The sequence below is a fragment of the Calditrichota bacterium genome, from assembly GCA_014359355.1.
Classification (GTDB): Bacteria; Zhuqueibacterota; Zhuqueibacteria; order JANLFK01; family Oleimicrobiaceae; genus Oleimicrobium.
This window is the reverse complement of sequence record JACIZP010000324.1, coordinates 1-24781: the sequence shown is the minus strand read 5'-3', so window position 1 is coordinate 24781 and position 24781 is coordinate 1. Positions and strand designations below refer to the sequence as shown.

Annotated in this window: 16 protein-coding genes; all 16 read left to right on the top strand. The window is 61.6% G+C overall.

Features of this window, described 5'->3' with window-relative positions; translation table 11 throughout:
- Positions 1-131 precede the first annotated feature (131 nt).
- Complete coding sequence (gene alaS / locus H5U38_13845) at positions 132-2744, top strand: alanine--tRNA ligase (protein ID MBC7188103.1); 2613 nt, start codon at positions 132-134, stop codon at positions 2742-2744.
- A 23-nt stretch (positions 2745-2767) separates the two neighbouring features.
- The gene (locus H5U38_13840) at positions 2768-3514 is read left to right on the top strand and encodes a geranylgeranylglyceryl/heptaprenylglyceryl phosphate synthase (protein ID MBC7188102.1); all 747 of its coding nucleotides are present in this window, start codon (positions 2768-2770) and stop codon (positions 3512-3514) included.
- Between the two features lie 40 nt (positions 3515-3554).
- Positions 3555-4130 carry a rubrerythrin family protein gene (locus tag H5U38_13835; GenBank protein ID MBC7188101.1) on the top strand — a complete coding sequence of 192 codons (576 nt, stop codon included), beginning with the start codon at positions 3555-3557 and terminating at the stop codon, positions 4128-4130.
- A 35-nt stretch (positions 4131-4165) separates the two neighbouring features.
- On the top strand, positions 4166-4957 hold the full coding sequence (locus H5U38_13830) for a hypothetical protein (protein ID MBC7188100.1): 792 nt from the start codon (positions 4166-4168) through the stop codon (positions 4955-4957).
- A 43-nt stretch (positions 4958-5000) separates the two neighbouring features.
- Positions 5001-5570 carry a D-sedoheptulose 7-phosphate isomerase gene (locus H5U38_13825; GenBank protein ID MBC7188099.1) on the top strand — a complete coding sequence of 190 codons (570 nt, stop codon included), beginning with the start codon at positions 5001-5003 and terminating at the stop codon, positions 5568-5570.
- Positions 5571-5642: 72 nt separating this feature from the next.
- Positions 5643-7739 carry a BatA domain-containing protein gene (locus tag H5U38_13820; protein ID MBC7188098.1) on the top strand — a complete coding sequence of 699 codons (2097 nt, stop codon included), beginning with the start codon at positions 5643-5645 and terminating at the stop codon, positions 7737-7739.
- Complete coding sequence (gene hflX / locus H5U38_13815) at positions 7736-9055, top strand: GTPase HflX (GenBank protein MBC7188097.1); 1320 nt, start codon at positions 7736-7738, stop codon at positions 9053-9055. The genes H5U38_13820 and hflX overlap by 4 nt, the downstream gene beginning before the upstream one ends.
- Positions 9052-10728 carry a hypothetical protein gene (locus tag H5U38_13810; protein ID MBC7188096.1) on the top strand — a complete coding sequence of 559 codons (1677 nt, stop codon included), beginning with the start codon at positions 9052-9054 and terminating at the stop codon, positions 10726-10728. Before hflX ends, H5U38_13810 begins: the two co-directional genes overlap by 4 nt.
- A gap of 22 nt (positions 10729-10750) precedes the next feature.
- Positions 10751-12043 (top strand): bifunctional folylpolyglutamate synthase/dihydrofolate synthase, encoded by a 1293-nt coding sequence (locus H5U38_13805; protein MBC7188095.1) that lies wholly within the window; start codon positions 10751-10753, stop codon positions 12041-12043.
- Between the two features lie 264 nt (positions 12044-12307).
- A complete protein-coding gene (ugpC, locus tag H5U38_13800) occupies positions 12308-13414 on the top strand; it encodes a sn-glycerol-3-phosphate ABC transporter ATP-binding protein UgpC (protein MBC7188094.1) in 1107 nt (368 codons plus the stop codon).
- Between the two features lie 219 nt (positions 13415-13633).
- Positions 13634-14881 (top strand): transcription termination factor Rho, encoded by a 1248-nt coding sequence (gene rho / locus H5U38_13795; GenBank protein MBC7188093.1) that lies wholly within the window; start codon positions 13634-13636, stop codon positions 14879-14881.
- Between the two features lie 67 nt (positions 14882-14948).
- Positions 14949-15803: a hypothetical protein gene (locus H5U38_13790; GenBank protein ID MBC7188092.1), complete on the top strand. Its 855-nt coding sequence runs from the start codon at positions 14949-14951 to the stop codon at positions 15801-15803.
- Between the two features lie 137 nt (positions 15804-15940).
- Positions 15941-18118, top strand: a complete 2178-nt coding sequence (locus H5U38_13785; protein ID MBC7188091.1) for a hypothetical protein — start codon at positions 15941-15943, stop codon at positions 18116-18118.
- 34 nt (positions 18119-18152) lie between these two features.
- Positions 18153-20834: a T9SS type A sorting domain-containing protein gene (locus H5U38_13780; protein ID MBC7188090.1), complete on the top strand. Its 2682-nt coding sequence runs from the start codon at positions 18153-18155 to the stop codon at positions 20832-20834.
- Positions 20835-20919: 85 nt separating this feature from the next.
- Positions 20920-22419 (top strand): hypothetical protein, encoded by a 1500-nt coding sequence (locus tag H5U38_13775; protein ID MBC7188089.1) that lies wholly within the window; start codon positions 20920-20922, stop codon positions 22417-22419.
- Positions 22416-24781 (top strand): TonB-dependent receptor (locus H5U38_13770; GenBank protein MBC7188088.1); only part of this gene is annotated, 2366 nt, incomplete at its 3' end. The genes H5U38_13775 and H5U38_13770, both read left to right, overlap by 4 nt.

The following is a 24781-nucleotide window of genomic DNA, read 5'->3' as shown; positions in this document are numbered from 1 at the left end:
CGCCGTGGCTTTGCCAGGGAACTGGTGAACGATATTCTGGCTAGATGGGTAGTGCTCTCCAATGCCGAAGTCGGCACCGGCCAGGACGAAGGCTGACCAATCAATATCACGAGGAGGCTGCAACGTCGGGAATGAAGGCAGCGACGGTTCGACAATCCTTTCTTGATTTCTTCCGCAGCAAGGGCCACCGCATTGTCCACAGCGCCCCGGTTATCCCTGCAGGCGATCCCACGCTCATGTTCACCAACGCGGGAATGAACCAGTTCAAGGACGTCTTCCTGGGCGTCGGCACGCGCGACTATGTGCGCGTGGCCAATTCGCAAAAGTGCATCCGGGTGTCCGGCAAGCACAACGACCTTGAGGAGGTCGGTCGCGACACCTACCACCACACTTTCTTCGAGATGCTGGGGAACTGGTCGTTTGGGGACTATTACAAGCGCGAGGCGATTGCCTGGGCATGGGAGCTCCTCACGGACGTGTGGCATCTGCCCAAGGAGCGGCTCTGGGCCACCGTGTTCCGTGACGACGACGAAGCTGCCGAGCTTTGGCCGCAGGTCACCGACATTGACCCCAGCCACGTGCTGCGCTTTGGCGAGAAGGACAACTTCTGGGAAATGGGCGACACCGGGCCTTGTGGGCCTTGCTCAGAAATCCATATCGACCGGGGGCCGGAATACTGTGACGTTACGGCTCCAGGGCATGTCTGCGCGGTGAACGGCGGGTGCGCGCGCTTTCTGGAACTCTGGAACCTCGTGTTCATTCAATACAACCGCAATGAGGACGGCCAGTGCACTCCGTTGCCTGCCAAGCACGTGGACACCGGAGCGGGGTTGGAACGTCTGGTGGCTGTGCTGCAGGGCAAGCGCTCCAACTATGACACCGACCTGTTTATGCCGCTGATCGACGCCATTGCTGAGCTGACCGGCAAGAGGTACACTGGCGGCAGCGACGAGCAGGCGGTGGCTTTTCGCGTCATCGCCGACCACGTGCGGGCGCTGTCGTTCGCCATCGCCGATGGCGCCCTGCCCTCGAACGAAGGACGAGGCTACGTGTTGCGGCGCTTGCTGCGCCGGGCAGCGCGTTTTGGTCGCGTGCTGGACATGCACGAGCCGTTCATTTTCAAAATCGTATCACCCCTGGTGGATCTGATGGGCGAAGCCTATCCCGAGCTGCGCGAGCGGCATCAGCACATTGCCCGGATCATTCGTGCGGAGGAGGAAAACTTTAGCCGGACCCTGGACCGTGGCCTGAGCGAATTCGAGAAACGCGTCGAGCAGTTGCAAGCGGCTGGAGAAACGGTGCTCCCGGGCGAGGATGCCTTTCGCCTGCACGATACCTATGGTTTCCCCCTGGATCTGACGCAGCTGCTGGCGCGGGAACGCGGGCTTGCGGTGGACGTGGCAGGGTTTGAGGCAGCCATGGAAGAGCAGCGCAGCCGCTCTCGTGCCGCGGCCCAGGAGGGGGCCATCGCCATGCCTGAGCTCGCAGGTCTGCCCACCGGCGGCTCGCGCTTTGTCGGCTACGAGGAGCTGCGTGTCCAGACTACCGTTCTGTACGCGGACGCTGAGCGGGTGGTGCTGGAGGTGACGCCGTTCTACGCCGAGAGTGGTGGCCAGGTGGGAGACACCGGCTGGATTGTCGGCACCGGGGCTAAGTTTCGCGTCGAAAACACTGTGCGCAGTGGCGACCACATCGTCCACCAGGGCCATTTCCAGCAGGGCGGACCTTTCGCGGCGGGCGCGTTCGTCGAGGCCCAGGTGGACGAAGACCGCCGCCGGGCCACGGAGCGCAACCACACGGCCACCCACCTTTTGCACAAGGCGCTGCGCACAGTGCTGGGTGAGCATGCGCACCAGGCCGGCTCTCTTGTTCATCCCGACTATCTCCGTTTTGACTTTAACCACTTCGAGAAGGTGAGTCCGGCGGACCTGGCGCGTATCGAGCAGATGGTGAACGAAGCTGTGCAAGCGAACTATACGGTGCGCTGGCAGGTCCTCCCCTTCGAGGAGGCGCGCAAACGCGGCGCGGTGGCCCTCTTCGGCGAGAAGTACGAAGAGATGGTGCGCATGCTGGAGGTGGACGACTATTCCCGTGAGCTGTGCGGCGGCACGCACGTGCGTGCCACGGGCGAAATAGGCATGTTCTACATTGTGAGCGAGTCGGCAGTGGCCGCGGGTGTGCGCCGCATTGAGGCACTCACTGGGCACAGGGCAGTGGAGCGTGTCCGGCACGACCGCGAGCTGCTCCGTCAGGCGGCGCAGTTGCTCACCTGCCTGCCCGACGAGCTCCCCGAACGCCTGGAAGGGGTCCTTCGCGAGAAGAAGGAGCTGTTGAACGCGGTCAAGAGCCGCAAGGGCAAAGACCTCAGCGCAGTGGCTACGCAGCTTGTGGCGCGTGCCCAGGAGGTGCAGGGCCTGAGGCTGCTGGCCGCGAAGGTCGAGGTGAACGACTTGGAAGAGCTCAAGTCGCTGGCTGACGTGGTGCGCGAGCGACTGGGCTCAGGCGCGGGCGTGCTCTTCGCCAGCCTTGACGGCAAGGGCAATTTTCTCGCCGTGGTGACCGCTGATTTGGCAGACAGCGGTCGCCTCCATGCCGGCGCCCTGGTGCGCGAAGTGGGCAAGCTCACCGGCAGCGGAGGGGGCGGCGGCCCTCGCATGGCCCAGGCAGGGGCCAAAGACTTGGGCAAGGTGGACGCGGCCCTGGCGGCCGTACCGGAAATCGTCTCCCGCCTCCTTGCCTCTTGAACAACAGCAAGCGCGAGTGGAGCGTGAAGGTCTACGACTACCTGGTGCAGACGCGCGACCGCCGCGGGGCCGGCTATTTGGTGCTCTTTGACCCTGACAAAGAGGACGTGGCACAAGCAGCAGCGCGCGCCGAGCTCTGCCAGGAAGCAGGTGTGGACGCCCTGCTGGTGGGTGGTAGCCTGCTTCTCAGGCCCACGTTTGAGCAGTTGCTCCAGGAACTGAAGCGGCGCCTGACCATCCCTGTCATCATCTTCCCGGGTGGTGTGCGACAGGTGAGTCCGCACGCAGACGCCATCCTGTTCATGTCTCTGGTCAGCGGGCGTAACGCCGAGCACCTCATCGGCGACCAAGTAGTGGCCGCGCCCTTGGTCAAAGCCTGTGGCATCGAGCCCATCCCTACGGCCTACATGCTCATCGAGTCGGGCCAGACCACCTCGGCGGAGTACATGAGCAACACGCGCCCCATTCCCCGGCATAAGCCCGACATTGCGGCGGCCACAGCGCTTGCCGCCGAGTATTTGGGCATGAAGCTCGTCTACCTCGAGGCCGGTTCCGGGGCGGTCCATTCGGTGCCTGTGGAGATGATCAAGGCCGTGAGTTCCTACACCACCTTGCCGGTAGTGGTCGGCGGGGGCATCACCTCGCCGGAGGAGGCACGGGCGAAAGTGGCGGCGGGTGCCTCGTTCGTGGTCACCGGCAACGTGTTAGAGGGCGACAACAACCCGACCGTGGTGCGGCGCTTTGCGCAGGCAGTCCATGTGCGGGAATAGTGTGTGGAATGCGTCCGATTCAGTCTAAAGAGGAGGAGACATGCCAGAGCTGAAGGGAACCAAGACCGAGCGCAATCTGCTCACCGCCTTTGCTGGCGAGTCGCAAGCGCGCAATCGTTACACCTTTTTTGCCTCCCAGGCACGTAAGGAAGGCTTTGTGCAGATTGCCAATATCTTCCTCGAGACGGCGGAAAACGAGAAGGAACACGCCAAGCGCTTCTTCAAGTTTCTGCAGGGAGGAGAGGTGGAGATTGCCGCCGCCTTTCCTGCGGGCGTGATCGGGACCACGCTGGAGAACTTGCGTGCGGCGGCAGCCGGCGAACGCTACGAGCACAGCACCATGTACCCGGAGTTTGCTCGGGTCGCCGAGGAAGAAGGCTTCCAGGAAATTGCCGTGGCTTTCAGGAAGATCGCTGAGGTGGAAGTGGCGCACGAGCGCCGCTACCTGAAGCTGGCCGAGAATGTGGAACGCGGTCGCGTATTTCGCCGCGACACCCCAGTGCGTTGGAAGTGCAACAACTGCGGCTACATTCACGAGGGCAAGGAAGCGCCAGAGAAGTGTCCGGCTTGTCTGCATCCCCAGGCGCACTTTGAGCTCTTCACCGAGCCGTACTGAGCTGATATGCGCCTCGCCGGCAAAGGGAAACGTCCGTGATCGACCTGCACACGCACATCCTCCCGGGGTTTGACGATGGGGCAACCTCCTGGGAGGAGGCGCGTCAGATGCTCTTCTTGGCAGAGGAGGATGGCATCACCGATCTGGTGGCCACGCCGCATATCCTCGGGCCTGGCGACGTGGGCAGGGAAGCGGAGATCAGCCAGCTCTTTGCCGAGCTGTGTCGCATCAAGGAACAAGAGGGGCTGAAGTTGCGTTTGCATTTAGGAGCCGAGATCTACGCCTACCCCGAGATGCGCCTTGATCGACACTTCCTCACGCTGGCCGGTAACGGGCGGTACTTCCTGGTGGAGTTTCCCATGGAGAATATTCCGCCATTTGCTGAGGAGCAGTTTTTCGGCCTGATTATGGAGGGCTTCACTCCCATCTTGGCGCACCCGGAGCGGAACCTGGCGATCCTCCGCGACCCGGGGCTGGCGGAGAAGTTGGTGGAAAGAGGCGTGCTCCTGCAGCTCAACTCCGGCAGCCTGCGCGGGGTCTTTGGCCCGGAGACCCGAAGGCTCGCCGAGCGGCTCCTGGACGCGCGGCTGGTACACGTGGTGGCCAGCGATGCCCATGGCGCCAGCGCCCGCCGTCCACGGCTGCGGGAGACATACGCCCTTGTGGAGCGCAGGTGGGGCACGGAGACCGCTGCCCGCCTGTTCGTCGAAAACCCGCGCCGCCTGCTGGCCGGCGAGGAGGTGGAGCAGGTCGAGCCGCTTCCCATGGAGCAGGTGCAGGCAGCATCCCTCGCCAGTCGCTTGAAGCGCTTCTGGCGAGGCCACTGAGGAGAAGTCTTTGGCAAGATTACGGCAAGAGCATGTGCAGCGCGTGGCCGAGCAGTGTGCCGCAAGCGCCGCTTTAATACGGCAGCTTGCCGATGACTATGCGGAACTGGTGGCCGAAATCGCGGAGGTCATGACCGATGCGCTCCGCCGCGGACGCAAGATCCTTGTCTGTGGCAACGGTGGCAGTGCGGCCGATGCACAGCATTTTGCTGCCGAAATGGTCGGCCGCTTCCGCAGGGAACGGCAGTCCCTGCCCGTGTTGGCCCTGAGCACTGACACCTCGATCCTCACTGCGGTGGGCAACGACTACGGATTCGACCAGGTCTTTGTGCGGCAAGTTGCGGCGTTCGGCGCCGAGGGCGACGTGCTGGTGGGCATCAGCACCAGTGGCAACTCGGCCAACGTGGCACAGGCCATGCAGTGGGCGCAGACGCACGGTCTCATCACAGTGGGCCTTTTGGGCTCTGGGGGCGGTACTATTGCGGGGACTTGCCGCTATGCCATCACCGTGCCCAGCCGCGATGCGGCGCGCATTCAAGAGTGTCACGGAGTGATCATCCACACGCTGTGCGACCTGATCGAGGAGGGGCTCAGTCAGGGGTCAAAACGGTGAGTAGCACCTTCCCCGTTGTCTTGCGCGCGAGGAAGGGAGCATTTCTCTTCACGACGAGGTGATTACGCCTCGATGGTGTCTTTCCTCAATCCCACGGTTCTCATAGGCCTGGCGGCCGCGGCCATCCCGCTGCTGGTGCACCTTCTCACCCGCCACAGGGCCAAGACCATCCCCTTCAGCACGTTGGTTTTTCTGCGCCAGCTGGAGCAACGCAAGCTGCGGCGCCTGCGTCTCCGCCAGGTCCTCCTGTTGGTGCTGCGGACGCTGATCATCGTGGCACTGGTGTTGGCCTTCGCACGGCCGACGCTCCGCCTTGCTGGGGCCAATCTGCGGCCAGGGCCTTCCTCGGCGGTGGTGGTGCTCGACCATTCGGCCAGCATGGCCAGGGAAAAAGCCGGCAGGACGCTCATGGAGCTTGCCGGAGAAAGGGCGCTGCAAGTGGCCAACGGGCTGGCTCCGGGGAGCGAGGCGTGGCTCGTCTTGCCTGGCTCACCCCCTCGCCTGGCAACTGCTGGCCCCATGAACAACTCAGCCCTCCTTGCGGAGGCCATAGCGCGGCAGGCACCCTCTTGCGAGGCCACAGACTTGGACGGAGCCCTGCGTCTGGCGCGTGACCTGTTGCGTGCTGCTGCCCATCAGGGTAAGGAAATCTACGTGGCCTCCGACTTCCAGGCCACTGCCTTCGGCGAGGGGAAGCCTGACACCTTAGCGGTGCCCATTGTGGCGCTTCCCGTGCAGGCGGACCAGGCGCAGAACTTGGCGGTGGAGAGCGTCCGACTCGTCAGCAGAATCGTCGAGCAAGGGCGCCCCGTGCAGGTCCAGGTGGTGGTGAGGAACACGGGGAATGCCCCGCAGCGGAACAGATTGCTGCAGCTCTTTGTGGAGGGCAAGCGGGCCGCGCAGACCACCGTCAGCTTGGAGGCAGGCGAGGCAACCGCCGTGACGATGAACTTTGTGCCGCAGAGCAGCGGTTTTCTTAGCGGCAGCGTCGTGGTCGAAGACGACGGCCTCCCCCTGGACGACGAGCGGTTTTTTGTGGTGCAGGTGCCGGAAAGCAGCCCTGTGTTGCTCATCGGCCAGGGAATAGGCGTCGAGCGGCTGCAGTTAGCCTTGAATCCGGCGCGCAGCGAACGCCCCTTCTTTCAGATCACCGTGCGCCCGCAGGCGGGTTTGACTGCAAACTTTCTCTCGTCGTACAAGGTCATAGTTTTGTGCAATGCGCCGCTCCTTAGCGCTGAGGATGTGCTGGCGTTGCGCCGCTTCGTCGAGCAGGGCGGAGGCCTGATGATCGTACCCGGCCTGCAAACGGATGTGCGGGCGCTCAACGAGCGTTTGCTCTCAGCCCTCGGGCTGCCCTTGTTCGCCGAAATGGTCGGCATGCTCGGTGAGGACGCGCCGACCTTCGAATTGGAGGACATTGATTACGGGCACGCGCTATTCCAGGGGGTGTTTGACCAAAAGGAGCGCCAGGTGCGTTCCCCTCGGTTTCACAGCGCGTTGCGCACGCAAGGAGGCTCTGTGGATCGCCAGGTCATCATGCGCTTTGGCACTGGCGACCCGTTCCTCTACGAGGCGCGCCTGGACAAAGGCCGCGTGCTGGTCTTCACCTCCGGTTTCGAACCGCAGTGGTCGAACATCACCGTCGCCTCCCTCTTTGCTCCCTTGGTGACGCGGGCAGTGCGCTTGCTCTCGCAGCCGGAGACCTCGGAGGAGACCGAGGTGCTGGTGGGGCAGCCGATCGTGGTGAGGCTGGCCCCCGAGCAGGTGCAGACGCAGTTGGAACTGGCGACGCCGGAGGGTACCAGGCTTGCCCTGGCGCCCGAATTCCGCCAGAACAGGTACGTGGTGGAGTTTGCGCAGACCTGGCGGCCAGGTATCTACTCACTCTTCGCGGGCGAAAGGGAGCTCACACGCGTTGCCGTGAACATGGACGGCAAGGAGTCGCGCTTCCAGGCGCTCTCTGCAGCCCAGCTCCGCGAGCGCTATCCCACTGCTATTTGGGTAGATGAAGGCCAGGATGTGGCGCGCAATGTGCAGGAGGCACGGCTGGGCAGGGAGTTGAGGCGACCGTTCGTCTTGTTAGCGCTCGGCCTCATGATTGCCGAGATGGCGCTGTACAGAGAGAAGGGCGAGGTCATTGACGAACCGCCACAGGAGGCGAGGATTTGAATCGAGTGGTCACACATGCCCCCCCGCGACGGGAACGGGCCATCATTGTGGGATTGGTCACACGCTCCACTTATCGCTGGACAGCCGAGGAATTTCTTGACGAGCTGGCGTTGTTAGCGGATACGGCAGGGGCGGAGGTAGTGGGCAGAGTGCTGCAGGAGCGCAGCGAGATTGACCCAGCCTACTTCATCGGCCGGGGCAAGGTGAGCGAGCTGCGTGCCCTGGTCAAGCAGGAGCAGGCCAACCTTATCCTGTTTGACGACGATCTTAGCCCGGCGCAGGTGCGCAACTTGGAGAGGGACTGTGGCGCGCGGGTGGTGGACCGCAGCGGGCTGATTCTGGACATCTTCGCGCGGCGGGCGCGCACGCGCGAAGCCAAGACGCAAGTGGAACTGGCCCAGCTTGAGTACCTCCTGCCCCGCCTCACGCGGCAGTGGACGCATCTCTCCCGCCAAGAGGGAGGCATCGGGCTGCGCGGACCGGGGGAGACCCAATTGGAGATCGATCGCCGGCAGATCAGGCGGCGGATCAACTTTCTTCGCCAGGAGCTTGAGAAGATCCACCGGCAGCGGGCTATCCGCCGCAAGCACCGCGAGGAGCTGTTTCAGGTGGCCCTGGTGGGCTACACCAACGTGGGCAAGTCCACCATTCTCAACGCCCTCACCCGGGCCGACGTGTTGGTGGAGGATCGCCTCTTTGCGACATTAGACCCCACGGTGCGCATCATGGACAGCGACGGGCGGCGCACCGTGGTGCTCATCGACACGGTGGGATTCATCCGCAAGCTCCCCCACCATCTGGTGGCCTCGTTCATGAGCACGCTCCAGGAGTCGATGGCCGCCGACCTGCTGGTGCACGTCGTGGATGTGAGCCATCCTCAATTTGCCGTGCAGATGGACACAGTGCGGGAGGTGCTCCGTTCCCTCAACGCGCTGGACCGGCCCATCTTGACCGTTTTCAACAAGGTGGATCGTCTCACGAACACCGGCCTCCTTCCTGGTCTGCTGGAGGCCCACCGCCCCAGCATCGCGGTCTCTGCCACGCGCGGCATTTTCATGGATCGCCTGCGGGAGGAAATCCTGCGCTTCGCCGAGCAGAGGCTGATCGAGTTCGAGATGCAGGTTCCTGCGAAGGACAGTCGGCTGGTCGCGAAACTCTATGCCTTGGCAGACGTGCTGGAAGCGGATTATCAGGATGGGCAGGTGCTGGTGAAGGCACGGGCCACCCGCGCGCGCCTGGAGAGAATTCGTCGGCTGGCTCATGGGTGGGGCCAAGCCACTGAGGAGTACTCTTCGAAGGGAGAAGAAGAGTCATGAGGACCTGCACATTTCGGCAGTCGCCCATCCGGTGGGCGCTCGTCCTGGCGGCGGGAGCGCTCTTTCTGCTGCCCAACTTGCCCGCTGGTGCGCAGGAGGTGCGGATTCGCAGTACGAACACCAACTATGCACCTGGCGACTGGGTCACCTACTCGGTACTTCGCTACGTCAACGACGTGGCAGTGGGTGACCAGCACGTCTACTTTGGCACGACCGGAGGCGTGGCGCGATTTAACCGCTTCCGCAGCCGCTGGGAGTATCCCTGGACGGTGAGCAATGGCTTGGCGGACAACAACGTGCTGTGCGTTGGCTATGACTTTACCACCGGGCTGCTGTGGTGTGCCACGGGAATCTCGGTGGCCTATCTACAGCCGGCGGCGCAGGTGTGGACAAATTTCTTTTACGATGAGATTGGCGTGGCTGGGGCGGACAGAGTCGTTTCCATCGGTTTCGTGCGCGACCAGGTCTGGTTGGAAACTGAAGACGGACAGTATCTTGTGGGGAGCGTTTCGGGATTTGGCCCCAGCGCGGAGCAACCGCCGGAGGAGGTAATCTGGTTTGGCCGGCGCGCACCGCGCCAGAGCTTGCCCCACCTTTTCGCGGAGGTGGGACTGTTCTACGACGAGCGCGGAACGCTGCAGGATACCAACCTCCGCCAGTTCCCGCTCACGTCCTGGGCAACTGACCCGTGGCAGTTGCTGTGGATTGGCTCCTGGGGCCTGGGCGCCGGCAAGGGTGACCTGAAAAGCTATCGCCTCACCATGCTCCCCCTGGGCCTCTGCCAGCGGGACGCCAGGATCGTGGCCAGAGGGGGCAGCGAATTCTGGATAGGTGGTCCGGACGAAGAGCAGATCTCCGGGGTCACTGCCTGGGACGGCGGGGACTCCTGGCTCTACTACGAGCCGCGCCTGTTGACGGGTTTCCGGAGCGCACGGGTGCGGGCCATCGCTCTGGCCGACCGCGAGGTGTGGCTTGGGACCGAGCAGGGGCTCGTCTGGTTCGACCGGGCGCGGCAGTACTGGAAGACTTTCGGCAAGACGGAGCTGTTGCCAGACGAGTGGGTCAACGATGTGCTGGTGGACTCCGTCTATGTGTGGGCGGCCACGCAACGTGGGGTCACCCGCCTGGTGCGCGCCACTCTGCGTACGGATTCCTTGGTTGCCCAGCTGGTGCAGTGGCCGGCCCTGGGAGACGTCCCGGTCTACGACTTGGAGCGCACCCACAACCTCATGTGGATGGGAACCGAGTACGGCATTTACGTCTACGATTGCGCCCGCGACTCCGGGGGCTTCTACAACGCGCCCGAGGGGCCCGTGAACCGCACGGTGACGGCAGTGACAAGCTGCGGCAACGAGGTCTGGTTTGGCACGGTGGAGTCCATCGAGGGCTTTGACATGCACAGCCGCACCTGGATGCGTCCACCTGCCCGCCTGGTGCACACCGGGGCACGCGTCAACCGCATCGCTGCCGACACCAGCGCCGTCTGGGCCAGCACCGACAAAGGTGTGCTCAAGTACGATCGCAAGCGCAAACGCTGGCGCCTGTTCACCATGGAGGACGGCCTGCCCAGCAACGAAGTGTTCTCCATCTGCCTCGACGGGGACTATGTGTGGTTCGGCACGCGCAACGGCCTCACCCGCTTCTATTGGAACAGCCCACACAGGATCGATTGACGCAATGAGGGATGGAGCTCCCTTGGGGGGACACCAGGACAGGCGCCGCCAAGAGCTGATTGCGTACCTGTTCGGATTGCATCGCTTCGGCATGCGTTTGGGGTTAGAGCGCATTGAGGCGCTTCTTGCCCGCCTCGGCAAACCCCAGCGGCGCTTTGCCAGCGTGCACGTGGCTGGCACCAATGGGAAGGGCTCGACCGCGGCGGCGCTGGCTTCCATCCTGACAAAAGCGGGGTTGCGCACAGGCCTGTATACCTCCCCGCACCTGGTGCGCCCCGAGGAACGCATTGCCATCGACGGCGTGCCCATTGCCCCCGAAGAGTTTGTGGAGCTGGTTGCGCGCGTCCGCCCCCTGGTGGATGAGTTGGGTGCCACCTTCTTTGAGGCCATCACCGCCATGGCCTTCCTCTACTTTGCCGAACGGGAAGTGGAAATCGCCGTGGTGGAGGTGGGCATGGGGGGCAGGCTGGATGCCACCAACGTGCTCCATCCCTTGCTGAGCCTGATCACCAGCATTGACCTGGATCATGTGGAACACCTGGGCGCGACGGTGAGCGATATTGCCAGGGAGAAGGCGGGCATTATGAAGCCTGGCGTCCCTTGCCTCACTTCTGCCGTGAATGCCGAAGCACTGACGGTGCTGCACACGGTGGCCACTTCGCTAAGGGCGCCTTTCCACACGCTTGAGGAGCTCTTCCGGGTGACCGACGTGGAACTGGAGCAGGAGGTGACCACTTTCTCGCTGGTGAATGAGCGAGTGGCCTTCCGGGGTTTGCGTAGCCCCCTGGTGGGAGAACACCAGGTGAGCAACTGCGCGTTGGCCGTGAGCGCTGCCCACCTCCTGTCGCACCACGACGCGCGCATTACCCCCGCGGCAATTCGTACTGGCCTGGAGAACACTCGTTGGCCAGGCCGGCTGCAGAGGATTGCAGAGCACCCGACTACGCTGGTCGACGTGGCGCACAACCCTGAGGCGATGCGCTGCGTGGCCTCGGCACTGCAGTTATTCGCCTTCCGGCGTCTGCTGGTGGTAATGGGGGTGATGCGTGACAAGGACTACCAGGCCATGGTGGCTGCCATCGCGCCTCTTGCCTCCGTGGCAATTGCCGTGGCACCGGCCACGCCTCGCGCTCTGCCTGCGCAAGAGATGGCGGCGGCCTTTCGCGCCCACGGAGTACACACGCACGAGGCGGATTCTCCTCGAGCAGGGGTAGCGCTCGCCCGTCGTCTGGCGACTGCCGAAGACCTGGTGCTTTGTACGGGCTCGCACTACACGGTGGGGGAGGTCCTGGCGGCTGCAGAGCAAGGGCAATAAGCCCGCCAAAGCCGGGTGGGAGCTCCGACGGACCGGTGGGAGAGGGAAGGCGTCCCGGAGGCGGGAACGCGTGCGGGTGGGTGCGTATTGTTACGGGTGCGAAACAAAAAGCTTGACAATGTGGGGATTGTTTCCTATATTTCGACGGCTCGTGGTGCGGCAGCCCTGTTCCCTACATTCCCTCTGAATGTCCTCTTATGCCAAAGACCCAAATGCGTGACTGATCCCATGTTTCTCGACACACTAATCCGGAGCTAAACAATCATGGCAAGGGTGGAGCTTAAGGAGGTTACCAAGGTATTTGAGAAAAAAGTGGTGGCGGTGGACAGAGCCACTTTTGTTGCCGAAGACAAAGAGTTTGTGGTACTGGTGGGCCCGTCTGGCTGCGGCAAGTCCACGACGCTGCGGATGATCGCGGGATTGGAGGAGGTGACCGAGGGTGAGATCTACATCGGCGACCGTCTGGTCAACGATGTGCCCCCCAAGGATCGCGACATTGCCATGGTCTTTCAGAACTATGCCCTGTACCCGCACATGACGGTGTACGAGAACATGGCCTTTGGTCTGAAGTTGCGCAAGTACCCGAAAAAGGAAATCGAGCAGCGGGTACACGAGGCCGCAGAGATCCTGGGGATTAGGGACCTGTTGGACAGAAAGCCCAAGGCGCTTTCCGGCGGCCAGCGGCAGCGTGTGGCGGTGGGCAGGGCAATCGTGCGCAAGCCGAAGGTTTTTCTGTTCGATGAGCCGCTTTCCAACCTCGATGCGAAGATGCGGGTGCAAATGCGCGCCGAGCTCTCTAAACTCCACGGCCGTTTAGAGACCACCATGATCTACGTGACCCACGACCAGGTGGAAGCGATGACCATGGGGGACAAGATTGTGGTGATGAAGGACGGGGTGATCCAGCAGATTGCCGACCCTCTGACGCTGTACAATCGCCCGAAAAACAAGTTCGTGGCGGGGTTCATCGGCAGTCCGGCGATGAACTTTTTCGAAGGGCGCATCATGCAGCAGGATGGGCTGTGGTTCGATGCGGGCGCCATGCGCCTCCGCATTCCGTCCGCGTTCATGCCCACCCTCAAATCCTACCTTGACCGAGAGATGATCTTCGGTATCCGTCCAGAGGACATCCACCTGAGCGAGTATGCCGAACATGTGCGCGAGGCTTCGAAGGCGGCCTGCACCGTTGAGGTGGTCGAGCCGATGGGAAACGAGATCTTCCTTTACTTGAGTTGTGGGCGCAACTCAATGGTGGCCAGAATCCCGGCGCGCCGAGAACCCGCCGTGGGCGAAAAGATGGACGTTGTCTTTGACATGAGCAAGGTCCACTTCTTTGACAAGAACACAGAGGAGGCTGTCGCCCAGAGTTAGCAACCGATTCCCGTCGTGTCGAGTCAAGCGTCCAATACCTTCTGTTTTTCAAATCCGAGCATACAATGCACGTGCCGCCAGTGAGGCGGTATCTTGATCGGGCAAAGGGAGTAGTGTGACGAGCGCACGCCCGTCACATGCTGTTGCCGTTTGTGGGTCGCCCCATGGCAACCCAAGAGAGAAATCTGTTATGTTGACTTTAACCATGGAGACTGCTGTATGGACATTGCCCAACTGAAAGCGATGAAGATTGGCGAGCTGGTGAAACTCGCCCAGGAGATGCAAATCTCCGGTTGTACCAACATGCGCAAACAGGAGCTCATCTTCTGCATTTTGGAGGAGCAGACCAAGCGCGAAGGGCTGATCTTCGGCGAGGGGGTGCTGGAGGTGCTGCCCGATGGCTACGGGTTCCTGCGCTCCCCGGACTATAACTACTTGCCCGGACCCGACGACATCTACGTGTCGCCTTCGCAGATCAAGCGTTTCGGGCTGCGTACTGGCGACACCGTGTCTGGGCAGATCCGCCCACCAAAGGAGAATGAGCGCTTCTTTGCCTTGCTGAAGGTGGAAGCGGTCAATTTCGAGAATCCCGACCTTGCCAAGAGCAAGATGCTCTTCGACAACCTGACGCCCCTTTACCCGATGGAGCGCATCAGGTTGGAGACTTCGCCCACCGACTATTCCATGCGCATCATGGACCTGCTGACCCCCATAGGCAAGGGGCAGCGTGGCCTAATCGTTGCGCAGCCCAAGACCGGGAAGACTACCCTCCTGCAAAAGGTGGCCAACAGCATCACCACCAACCATCCGGAGATCAAACTCATCGTGCTGCTCATTGACGAGCGGCCTGAGGAAGTCACCGACATGGAGCGCTCGGTCAAGGCGGAGGTCATTAGCTCCACCTTTGACGAGCCGGCCGAGCGGCACGTCCAGGTGGCTGACATGGTCCTGGAAAAGGCCAAGAGGCTGGCCGAGTATGGCCACGATGTGGTGATCCTGTTGGACAGCATTACCCGGCTGGCGCGGGCGCATAACGCTGTGGTGCCGCACAGCGGCAAGATTCTGTCCGGCGGTGTTGACGCCAATGCGCTGCACAAGCCGAAGCGCTTTTTTGGAGCGGCGCGCAATATCGAGGAAGGCGGTAGCCTCACGGTCATCGCCACCGCCCTTATCGACACCGGCTCACGCATGGACGAGGTGATTTTCGAAGAGTTCAAAGGCACCGGCAACATGGAGCTGGTCCTCGACCGTCGCCTGTCGGACAAGCGGGTGTTCCCGGCCATTGACATCAACAAATCCGGGACGCGCAAGGAAGAGCTCCTCCTCACCCCGCAGGAGCTTAACCGGGTTTGGATCTTGCGCAAGGTTCTGGCCGAGCTCTCGGTGACCGAGGCCATGGAGTTCTTGTTGGAGAAGATGCGCGGCACCAAGTCCAACAAGGAGTTCCTCGAGTCGATGAGCACCTGAAATTGTCTCCGTTGCCCACCTTCCGTCTGCTACGCCGGTGTCCTTGGCAAGCCCAATGAGGAGCAGTGTGAAAGTCCACCTGCTGCTTGCCGCCGTTGTGTGGTGTCTGGTGTTGGTGGCGGTGCTCAATGGACTGTGCGACCGCACGCCGGGCAAGCCCCAGGAATACCTCACTCCGCGCGGGGAGCAGGCCATGCTGCACGGCAGCGGCCTCTATCGATTTGACCCAGCACCGCTGGCCATGGAAGGGATGGTGTGGGACGCGGTGAATCTGGCCGTGGGTTTACCGCTCCTGGCCCTCGCCATCATCGCAGCCTGGCGGGGTTCCTTGCGCGGCAGAGTGCTGTTGGCGGGCCTCTTGTTCTATTTCTTCTACACCTACTTCCAGCTCTTCACCATGTACGCCTTCAATCGCATGTTCCTCGTCTATGTGGGCGTAGTGGCGTTGAGCGGAGTTGCCTTCTTCCTCACCCTCGCCACCATTGACGTGCCGCGGCTTGGCGCGCATGTCGGATCTGGTTTTCCGCGGAGGCTGTTCATAGGGTTCGCCTTTGCAGTGAGCCTGCTGCTTGTGGTGTTGTGGATGGCCCGCATCGTGCCCATCATGAGGAGCGGCCGCTTTCCGCCTGAGCTGGCCGGGTTGACCACCCTAACCACGCAAGGTTTTGACTTAGGGCTTGTGGTGCCACTGTTCCTGTGCACTGGGATCCTTTTGCTGCGCAGGTCTGCGTGGGGCTACCTGCTCACCGGCGTCTGTCTGGGCTACGCACTGGTGATGAGCATCACGCTGCCGGCCTGGATCGTCTATCCGATGGTCAAGGAAGGCAGCCTGCGGCTTGTTGAGGCAGTACCGTTTGGCGCGATTAGCCTAGTTGGCATCACGCTGGCGGTGCTTTTCTTCCGGCACCTGCGCGAGGGTTGAGAGGACAGAAAAATGTGCTTGACTTCTGCACATGGAAGTCCTATATTAGCACGCCCGGCAAGCCGAAGCTGCGCAGCTCTCTCACCTCCTGACCGGGCCCATTGTCATAACGCAATGAAACCCAGGGCCGTGGCCGCATGGCGCGAAGGTTCCACCTCCAATTCTTAGTCGCGGCGTTGTTGGCGGGGATCGTCTCCCTGCCGGCAGCAGGCCAACCCCCACTCCGTCCTTCCGACCTGCCACTGGGCAAGGTGACGATCGACGATTATTGGCATTTCCACAATGTGGGCAACCTCGGGCTGACGGTGACCAACTATGGCGTGTTGGGTCAGGGATACCTCGTCGCCCTTAAGGACCAGCCTTCGTGCCAGTACAAGCTCCACTCTCGTCTGGACAAAGAGCGCATCGAGCACTTTTCCTATGCTGGTCTCTGGGTAGGTGGCATCGGCGGCGCCCAGGGGGAACACAAGACCCTCGTTTCCACAGCCATCGTGGACGGAGTCTTCCAGTACGGCGAAGAGGGCTTTGAGTTCACCACTTCCCCGGATGAGAGCGACACAATCCGCGTGCGCTCGACCATCATCACCTCGCCGCACTTTGATCCGTCAGCCATTTCCCATCAGGACTTTGTCTGTGACTTCACGGACCGCAATACGCGCGTGCCGGGCACACAGATCGAGATTCTGGGGCACACGCCCTTGGGGATCGACGTGCACCTGGAATCCTACGCCTGGAACTATTCGTTTGCTGATGCCTTCGTTATCCTCAATTACACAATTAGGAACGTGTCGCCATATCCCATTGAGCAGGTGCACGTGGGCCTGTGGGTGGATGCCTCGGTGGCCAACATGAACTACACCAGCCGGTACGAGCCAGGCGGTGGGTTTACCTGGTACGACAACCTCAACGGCTTCGATGAGGCCTACAACATGGCGTACCAGTACGACGCCGACGGCGACAATGGCTATGCCGAGAGCTATCTGGGCATCCGCGCCTTGGGGGCGTCGGTGCCAAGGGCTGCTTACAAGGTGAACTACAACCAGTGGAAGTGGGCCACCGCCACCAACGTTGACTTTCCCGACTATTTCATGCCGCGCAATGATGAAGAGCGCTTTCAGAAAATGGCGACCACGCCACCGCCGCCAGTGCCGGACAGACCAGACAGCTGGATGATCCTCCTTTCCATGGGTCCTCTGGGCGACCTCGCCCCTGGTGACTCGGTGAATGCCGTATTCGCGGTGGTGTGTGGGTTCTGGGGGCCAGGCGACGCGGACAGCCCGGAGCGGCGCAAGAACCTCCGCCTCAACTCCGACTGGGCACAGATCGCTTACAACGGCGAGGACGTGGACGGCGACGGCCGCCTGGATGCGACCAACGAGGACACCGACGGCAATGGGCTCTTGGACCCTGGCGAAGATCTTGACGGGGATGGGCACCTGGACATTGACGAGGATGTTTACCACAATCCGCAGCGGGGGATCTACGCGCACAACGGCAGATTGGATCGCTATATCCTGCCGTCGCCCCCTCCTTCGCCGCGCTTGCTGGTGGTGCCTGGGCGGGGCCGCGTGGAGCTTTACTGGGACAATCTCCCGGAGCTGACCGAGGACCCCATCACCCGGGAGATCGACTTTGAGGGCTACCGCGTGTACAGTTCCCCAAAGACGCGTGGCAGCCAGGAAGAATTCTCCCTCCTCGCGCAGTTCGACCTCAAGAACAACCTCGGCTACGACACAGGGCTGGATCTCATCCGCCACGATACCCTCATCGACGGCCGGCAGTACCACTATCGATTTGTCAACGAGATGCTGCACGACGGGTGGCCGGACCGCTACTTCTACAGCGTCACCGCCTTTGACCGCGGCAACCCGGTGAACAACCTGCCGAGTTTGGAGAGCTCCGTGTATGAGAATCTGACCTACGTCATTCCTGGCACGCCGCCGAGTGAGGAAGAGCTCAAGGTCTACGTCTACCCGAACCCGTACCGGGGCAGTGCCCTTTGGGATGGCAGTGGGGAGCGACAGCGGTTGATCTGGTTCGCCAATCTCCCGCTCGAAGCAACCATCCGCATCTACACCCTGGCTGGTGACTTGGTGGATGAGATCCACCATGACGGTCGTCAGTACGCAGGTCAGGACGTGGCGCGCCTTGCTGCGACCGCCGGACGAAAAGACATCAAGTTCCCCGGGGGCCTGCACGCCTGGGACCTCATCACGCGCAACGACCAGGCAATCGCCTCCGGTCTCTATCTGTACACAGTTGAGGATAAGAGGACGGGGAGAATCTTCACTGGCAAGTTCTTGGTGATAAAATGATGGTTGGCCAAAGCAATCGAGGAGGCAGGAGAGCATGAGAAACAAATTTTGTGCTTTGATGATCGCCGGTCTGCTCCTGGTAAGCCTGGCTCATGCGCAGACCAAGATCCGTGACATCCAGTACACCACCGACCCTACAGGCGCCTCCCCCTTGAGCGGGCAGGTCGTCACGGTGACAGGCGTGGTCACCGCCGAGCATCGCGGGAGCAACCCGAACAACGGCGGCATCTCCAACGCCTACTTCTTCATGCAGGACGCTGCCGAGCCCTGGTCTGGCATCCAGGTTCTTTACAATGCCACCTTGGTGGCAGAAGGGGACAGCATCACGGTCACCGGCACGGTCAGTGAGTACTACGGCCAGACGCAGATAAAGGATGTGACCAGTTTTACGCGACACGCGACGCGGCAGAAATTGCCGCCGCCCCTGGAAGTGACCACGGCACAGGCGGCCAGCGAAGCCTACGAGGGCTGCCTGGTACGCGTCAAAGACGTCACCGTCGTGGAGACCAATATCGGCAACTACAAGAACTGGAAGGTCGATGATGGGACCGGCCCGATTTTGGTTGACACGCGGGCCAAGTATTTCTACACGCCCGTGGTAGGCGCGCCGATTCGCTCTTTGACCGGCATCGTCCTCTATGGCTCGAATGCGTTCAGCATTGCGCCGCGCTTGGCGTGGGACATAGTCGAGGGCGGCAGGTTCACGCGGATCCAGCGGGTGCAACAGGTGCGCAACTCTGATCTGCTCCTCGCGCCGGTTGACACCTACTCCGATACCTCCTATGCCGTAGGCGATACGGTCACGTTCCACGGCATCGTGACCATGCCCACCGGTCTCAGCTACGCGGGAGCCGGGGTAAAGTTCATCATGAGCGAGTTAGAGGGTGGACCATGGAGTGCCATCCTCTCGTACCACCCAGATTCCACCGCCTACCCGAGCCTATTCGAAGGCGACGTCATCGAAGTGACCGGCTACATTGGTGAGTATCGCACCGGGCCAAGCAACATGACCGAGCTGTGGATCACCAGTCCCATTGACATCGTCGGCATCGGCCAGCCGCTGCCTCCGCCTGATTACGTCAAGACCGGCGACTTGCGCCTGCCGGTCACCGCGGAGCAGTGGGGGAATTGCATGGTGCACGTCAAGAATGTGACGGTCACCAAGAACAATCCCCAGTACGAGCTGTTCGCGGTGAACGATGGCTCCGGCTCGGTCTTGGTGGATGATGACTCCGACAGTCTCTTCACTTACTACGGTGCTCATCCGCGGCCGCCGGTGGGGGCCCAGGCGGACTCGATACGCGGCTGGGTGTACCATCATTACGGCTACTACACCGACAGCACGACCTACAAGTTGGAGCCGCTCTACCTGCGCGACATCAAGTGGGGTGGGGCGCCACCGGTCATCAGTGAGGTCGTCCGCGACATCCCCGCGCCGCGCTCATCCAACCCGGTCTCGGTGTCGGCCAAGGTGAGGAGCAACTTGCAGGTGACCGAAGTGGCCATCATGTACCGCGTGGACACGGCCTACCCATTGGCCAAGGGGGCGGCAGGAGGTTACACCAGGGTGGTGATGGCCAACCCCAGCGGTGACACCTACACGGGGCAGATTCCTGCCCAACCGCACGGCAGTTTCGTCAGCTTCTTCATCGAAGCCATGGACAACCAGGGACAGAAGAGCCTGGCGCCATCAGACACCGCCCACCAGCACTACACCTACGTGGTGCGCGATGGCATGCCGCGTATCGCTGACGTGCAGTATACGCCATGGTCTATCGCCGACTCGCCCTTCGACGGCTATACGGTGACGCTGACCGGTATCGTAACGACAGATAGCTCCGCCAACCGCATCTTCAAGGCCTACGCCATGCAGGATGCTGAGGGACCGTGGAGCGGCATCTTCGTCTTCGGGCTCCCCAATACCCTCAGCCGCGGCGATATGGTGGCAGTGACGGGCAAAGTGACCGAGTATAACCCCGACTGGCACTACAAGTGGGACAACAACACCGTGCTCCTGGCAGACTCCTATGAGCTGGCTGGCTCTGGGTACGTCATTTCGCCCATCGACGTGACCACGGGGACGCTGGCAGCCACCAGCCCGGACGTCGAGGCCTACGAAGGGGTGTTGGTGCGTATCAGCAATGCGACGCTAATGAGCGTCAACCGCTACGACGTGACCTTCGACGACGGCAGCGGCCCCTGCCTTGTGGACGGCGACTTTATGCTGGCTCGCGACCAGGACCCGAACAACCTCTTCTACGTCAACCAGAGCGGTGGGTATCTGGTGGCCTTTGGCGATACCATCCGACCTGGAGAGAAGGTGGATCTGATCCAGGGTGTGTTCCTGTACAGCTTCGGCACCTACAAGATCGAAGTGCGCGACGCGAAAGACTTTGGCAAGAAAGTGGGCGTCGATCCGGGTTTTGTGCCGCCGGTGTACACCTATCGCCTGGAGCAGAACTTCCCGAATCCGTTTAACCCTTGCACCAAGATCTATTTCGAGATTCCGTCGACCCAGAATGTGACCGTTGTAGTCTACAACCTCCTCGGCCAGAAGGTGAAGACGGTGTTGGACGAAGCACTGCCGCCGGGCCGTCACGTGCTGCCGTGGGACGGAACCGACGAGCGCGGCCAGCAAGTGCCTGCCGGCGTCTACATCTACCGGATCAAGGCTGGCGAGTTCATCGCCGCAAGGAAGATGCTGTTGGTGCGTTAGCTGTTGCGTTGCTCGGTGCAGGACGCGTGAGGAGGTGACCCTTTGGGAGAAGGTAGAGCAGCCTAAGTTGCTCATGAGGTCTTTCTTGCACATAAGGCCGCGGTTGCTGCTGGCGGTGGCTGCCGGGGCGGCACTGTTGCTGGTCGCCTGCGACAGGAACCCATTCCACAAGGAGCGGAAGTCCCGGGCCCTGAGCAACGTAGCACCCGAGACGTTCCTCTTTCTGGCCGTCAAGCCGGACACGTTGCTCGTCCCCGGTCCGCACGGGGTGGATACGACTATCGTCGGCCTGGACACCACCGCCAGCAGGCAGATTCTGCACTGGTGGGGGGAGGATCCCGACGGCGAGGTGGTCGGCTACTACATCCAGTGGGACTATCAGCCGGAAAGGCGGTGGACCACGTCGGAGTATGATACCTTCTATGTGCCCATTCGCGCGCGTTCTGCGAGCTTCACCTTCCGCGTGTGGGCTGTGGATGATGACGGCGCTGAGGACCCGACGCCTGCGACCATGGTCTTCCCGGTGTACAATTCTCCGCCGGAGATCGCCTTCCGCTATCGCAGCAATCCACCCGCACCGCCTGGGAACCCGAATGTGACGGCCTACACCTTCCCCACGCGCACCTTCATGTGGGATGTGCGCGACCCGGACGGCGACGAGTCGGTGGTCAAGATCCTCTACGCCCTTGACGACACCACAACTTGGCAGGAGCTGCCCGGGACTGCGCGGAGTGTGACCCTCACTGGGCTCTCGCCAGGGAGCCATCGCTTCTTCGTGAAGGCAGAAGACATCGCTGGGGCGCAAAGCAGGGTCATCTCGTTCCCCGATCCTACGGATCCGCAGACGCCCAATACCTGGGTGGTCAAGGAGCCCCGGGGTGACGTGCTGCTGGTGAACGACTTTGCCCAGGACCAGAGCACTTACCAGGTGCAGGGCTACTACGAGCAACTGCTGCGCAATATTGTTGGCGAAGGAGGCTACAGCGTCTGGGAAATCGGCACTTGGCGCACACCGGTCATCAACCCGCAAAACAGCCTCCCCTACGCGACCGCGGATATAAGGGCCAACCTCAGCTACTTCAAGGCGGTGATCTGGTTTTCTCATCTGGGACGCCCCAATTTGGCGCAGGCTGGCCTGAGCATCACCCAATACATCGCCGCCGGCGGGAAGGTGTTCATCACCAATGCTAACGAGGAGGTGCCCGACACTGCCTGGACGTTTACTGACATAGACTCGGTGTTCCGCCTAAATCCGGGGGGGCGACTGCTTGCGGGCGTCAAGGTCCTTGCCTCCTTCACCAACAGTCCGCGCGATTCGGCCTTGACGCTGAAAGTGGGGAAGCTGATTGGGAACCGCGTCTCTGCACTGGTGCCAGGCCCGCAGGCTCAGGTAGTATGGCGCATGGAGCCTGATTCGACGGCCAGCGTCGCCGTGCCGTACAAGGGCTCACCGGTCGTTGGCGTGCGCTACATCCTGGGACAGGGGCGATCCATCTATTTCTCGCTTCCGTTCAACTATTGCGATGGCCTCGGCAATGCCGAGGAGGTCCTGCGGTACATCTTGCGGGAAGAGTTTGGGCTATGAAGCCAAGGTTGTTCATCGTGGTGCTGGTGGTGGCGTGCTGCTCGGTGGTTGCTGCGCAGCCGCGGAGCAAGGGGAGCATTGTCGGCACCATTGTGGACAAGCAGACGCGCGAGCCGCTGCCGGGCGTCAACGTCGTGGTCAAGGGCACGTACATGGGCGCCGCCACGGACGAGAACGGGCGCTACGTCATCGAACGCGTCAGCCCTGGCCAGTACGACATTCAGGCCTCCATGATCGGCTACAAGATTCAGCTCTGCACAGGCGTGAAGGTGGCGGCCGGTCAGCGGGTCGTCCTGGACTTTGAACTGGAACAGTCGGTGCTGGCCTTCGGCCAGGAGATCGTCGTCATCGGCGAGCGGCCACTGCTGCAGGTGGACCTGACCGCTTCGGAGGTGCACTTTAGCGCCGACGACATACGCCAGCGCATCGTAGAAAACGTCCAGGACATCGTTACCCAACAGGCAGGTGTGGTCAAGGCCGACAACGAGATTCACATTCGGGGCGGCCGAGCAGATGAGAGCCTGTACATCGTCGATGGCATTTCCATCAAAGATCCGCTGTCTGGCTATGGAAACACCCTGTACGTGAACGCGGACGCCATCAAGGAGCTGAAGGTCATCACCGGCGGCTTCAACGCCGAGTACGGCCAGGCCATGTCCGGGGTAATTGACGTGGTCACCAAGGAGGGAGGAGACAGTTACAGCGGCGGGCTGGCCGTCAAAACCGATCGGCCCAATTTCGGTCTGTTCAAGAGCTACAACACACAGGTGTTGGAGTTCAATCTGGGCGGGCCGGAGCCTTTCACCGGGTTCATCCTCCCTGCATTGGGTCTGCGCGTGCCAGGGTCGGTGAGTCTATTCCTGTCCGGGTATGGGAATGTGTCAGATACGTACCTGCCCAAGGCATCGCGCCTGTACCCGAGCCGTTCTGGGCTGGAGCCGTTTGCCCCACGCGAAGAGAATGACTGGCACGTCTTGGGCAAGCTCACTTGGAGGGTGAACCCCAACCAAAAGTTCTCCCTGTCCTATGATCGCTCGCTCAGCATCAATCAGGGGTTCTTTAGGCGCTACGTCATCTCCCGCCGCTACTTCCCATACGAGTTCAGCAAGCACCTGGACCACTATCCGACCTTCACCTCGGAGAGCATCCTCAGCAACGCCTCCTGGATGCATACGCTATCTGCCCGCACCTTTTACGAGCTAACGCTGGGGAACTTTTTCACTTCCACGCACAGCGCCGTGCAGAACAAGCATTGGTCTGAGTATGTGGAGCAGTTGGACCTGGAACCGGTGCGCTATCTTCCCGGCTCTGGCGGGGATGTGGTGATTCGTCGCGGCGACGGCTTCTACGACCACGGCGACTATGGACAGTGGTTCGACTATTTCAGCGACACCTGGACGCTGAAGGGCCACCTCACCAGTCAGATCGACCCAAAGCATCAGGTGAAGGGCGGATTTGAGGTGGAGTACACCACCATGCAAGTGGTGGACATCGTCGACCCGTGGGTGAGCAGTGAAAGTGGGTATGGCCGCAGCTATGACATTTATCGCGTCTACTCCACTGCCGGCGCCTTCTACTTGCAGGATCGCATCACCTACGAGGGCATGATTGTCAACGTGGGGATGAGGTACGACTACTGGTTCCCAGGCAAATTCGTGCAGGATGCCATCGACGACCCTGAGACGGTCATCATCTCGGCGGCGGCGCGGAAAAAGTTCTACGACGACACCTTCGAAGTCCTGGGCATGCGGGGTAAGGGACATCTAAGCCCAAGGGTGGGGATCTCCCACCCAGTCACTGACCGGGATGTGCTTTACTTCCACTACGGGCACTTTTCGCAGCGGCCGCAAGGGCAATACGTCTACGCCAAGCTCAAGGCCACCTCGCCGGCCACTTACCAGCTCTTCGGCAATCCGAATCTCAATCCCACCACCACCGTGGCCTACGAGTTGGGCATCAAACACAAGTTCACCGAAAACCTGGTGGCGGAGTTCAAGGCCTATTACAAGGACATGTTCGACTATCCGACGGCCGAGAGGGTGCAGATGGAAAACCCGCGGCTGGGCAACATCAGCTACTTGATGTACTTCAACATGGACTATGCTCGTTCCAAGGGCATTGAGCTCTGGTTGCGGCAGCGCTACGCCCGCTACCTCACCGGAACGCTGAACTTCACCTACGCGGTGAGCAAAGGGAAGAGCTCCAAACCGAGCGATAACCTGCTGGTGGAGGCGGGCAGGCTGGCAGAGAAGCCGCTGCGCGAGAACTTTTTGGAGTGGGACAGGCCCATCCGCCTAACGCTGGACCTGAACCTGCACGTGGGCGAGAAGCAGGGGTTCCGCCTCTTGGGTTGGCGCCTGCC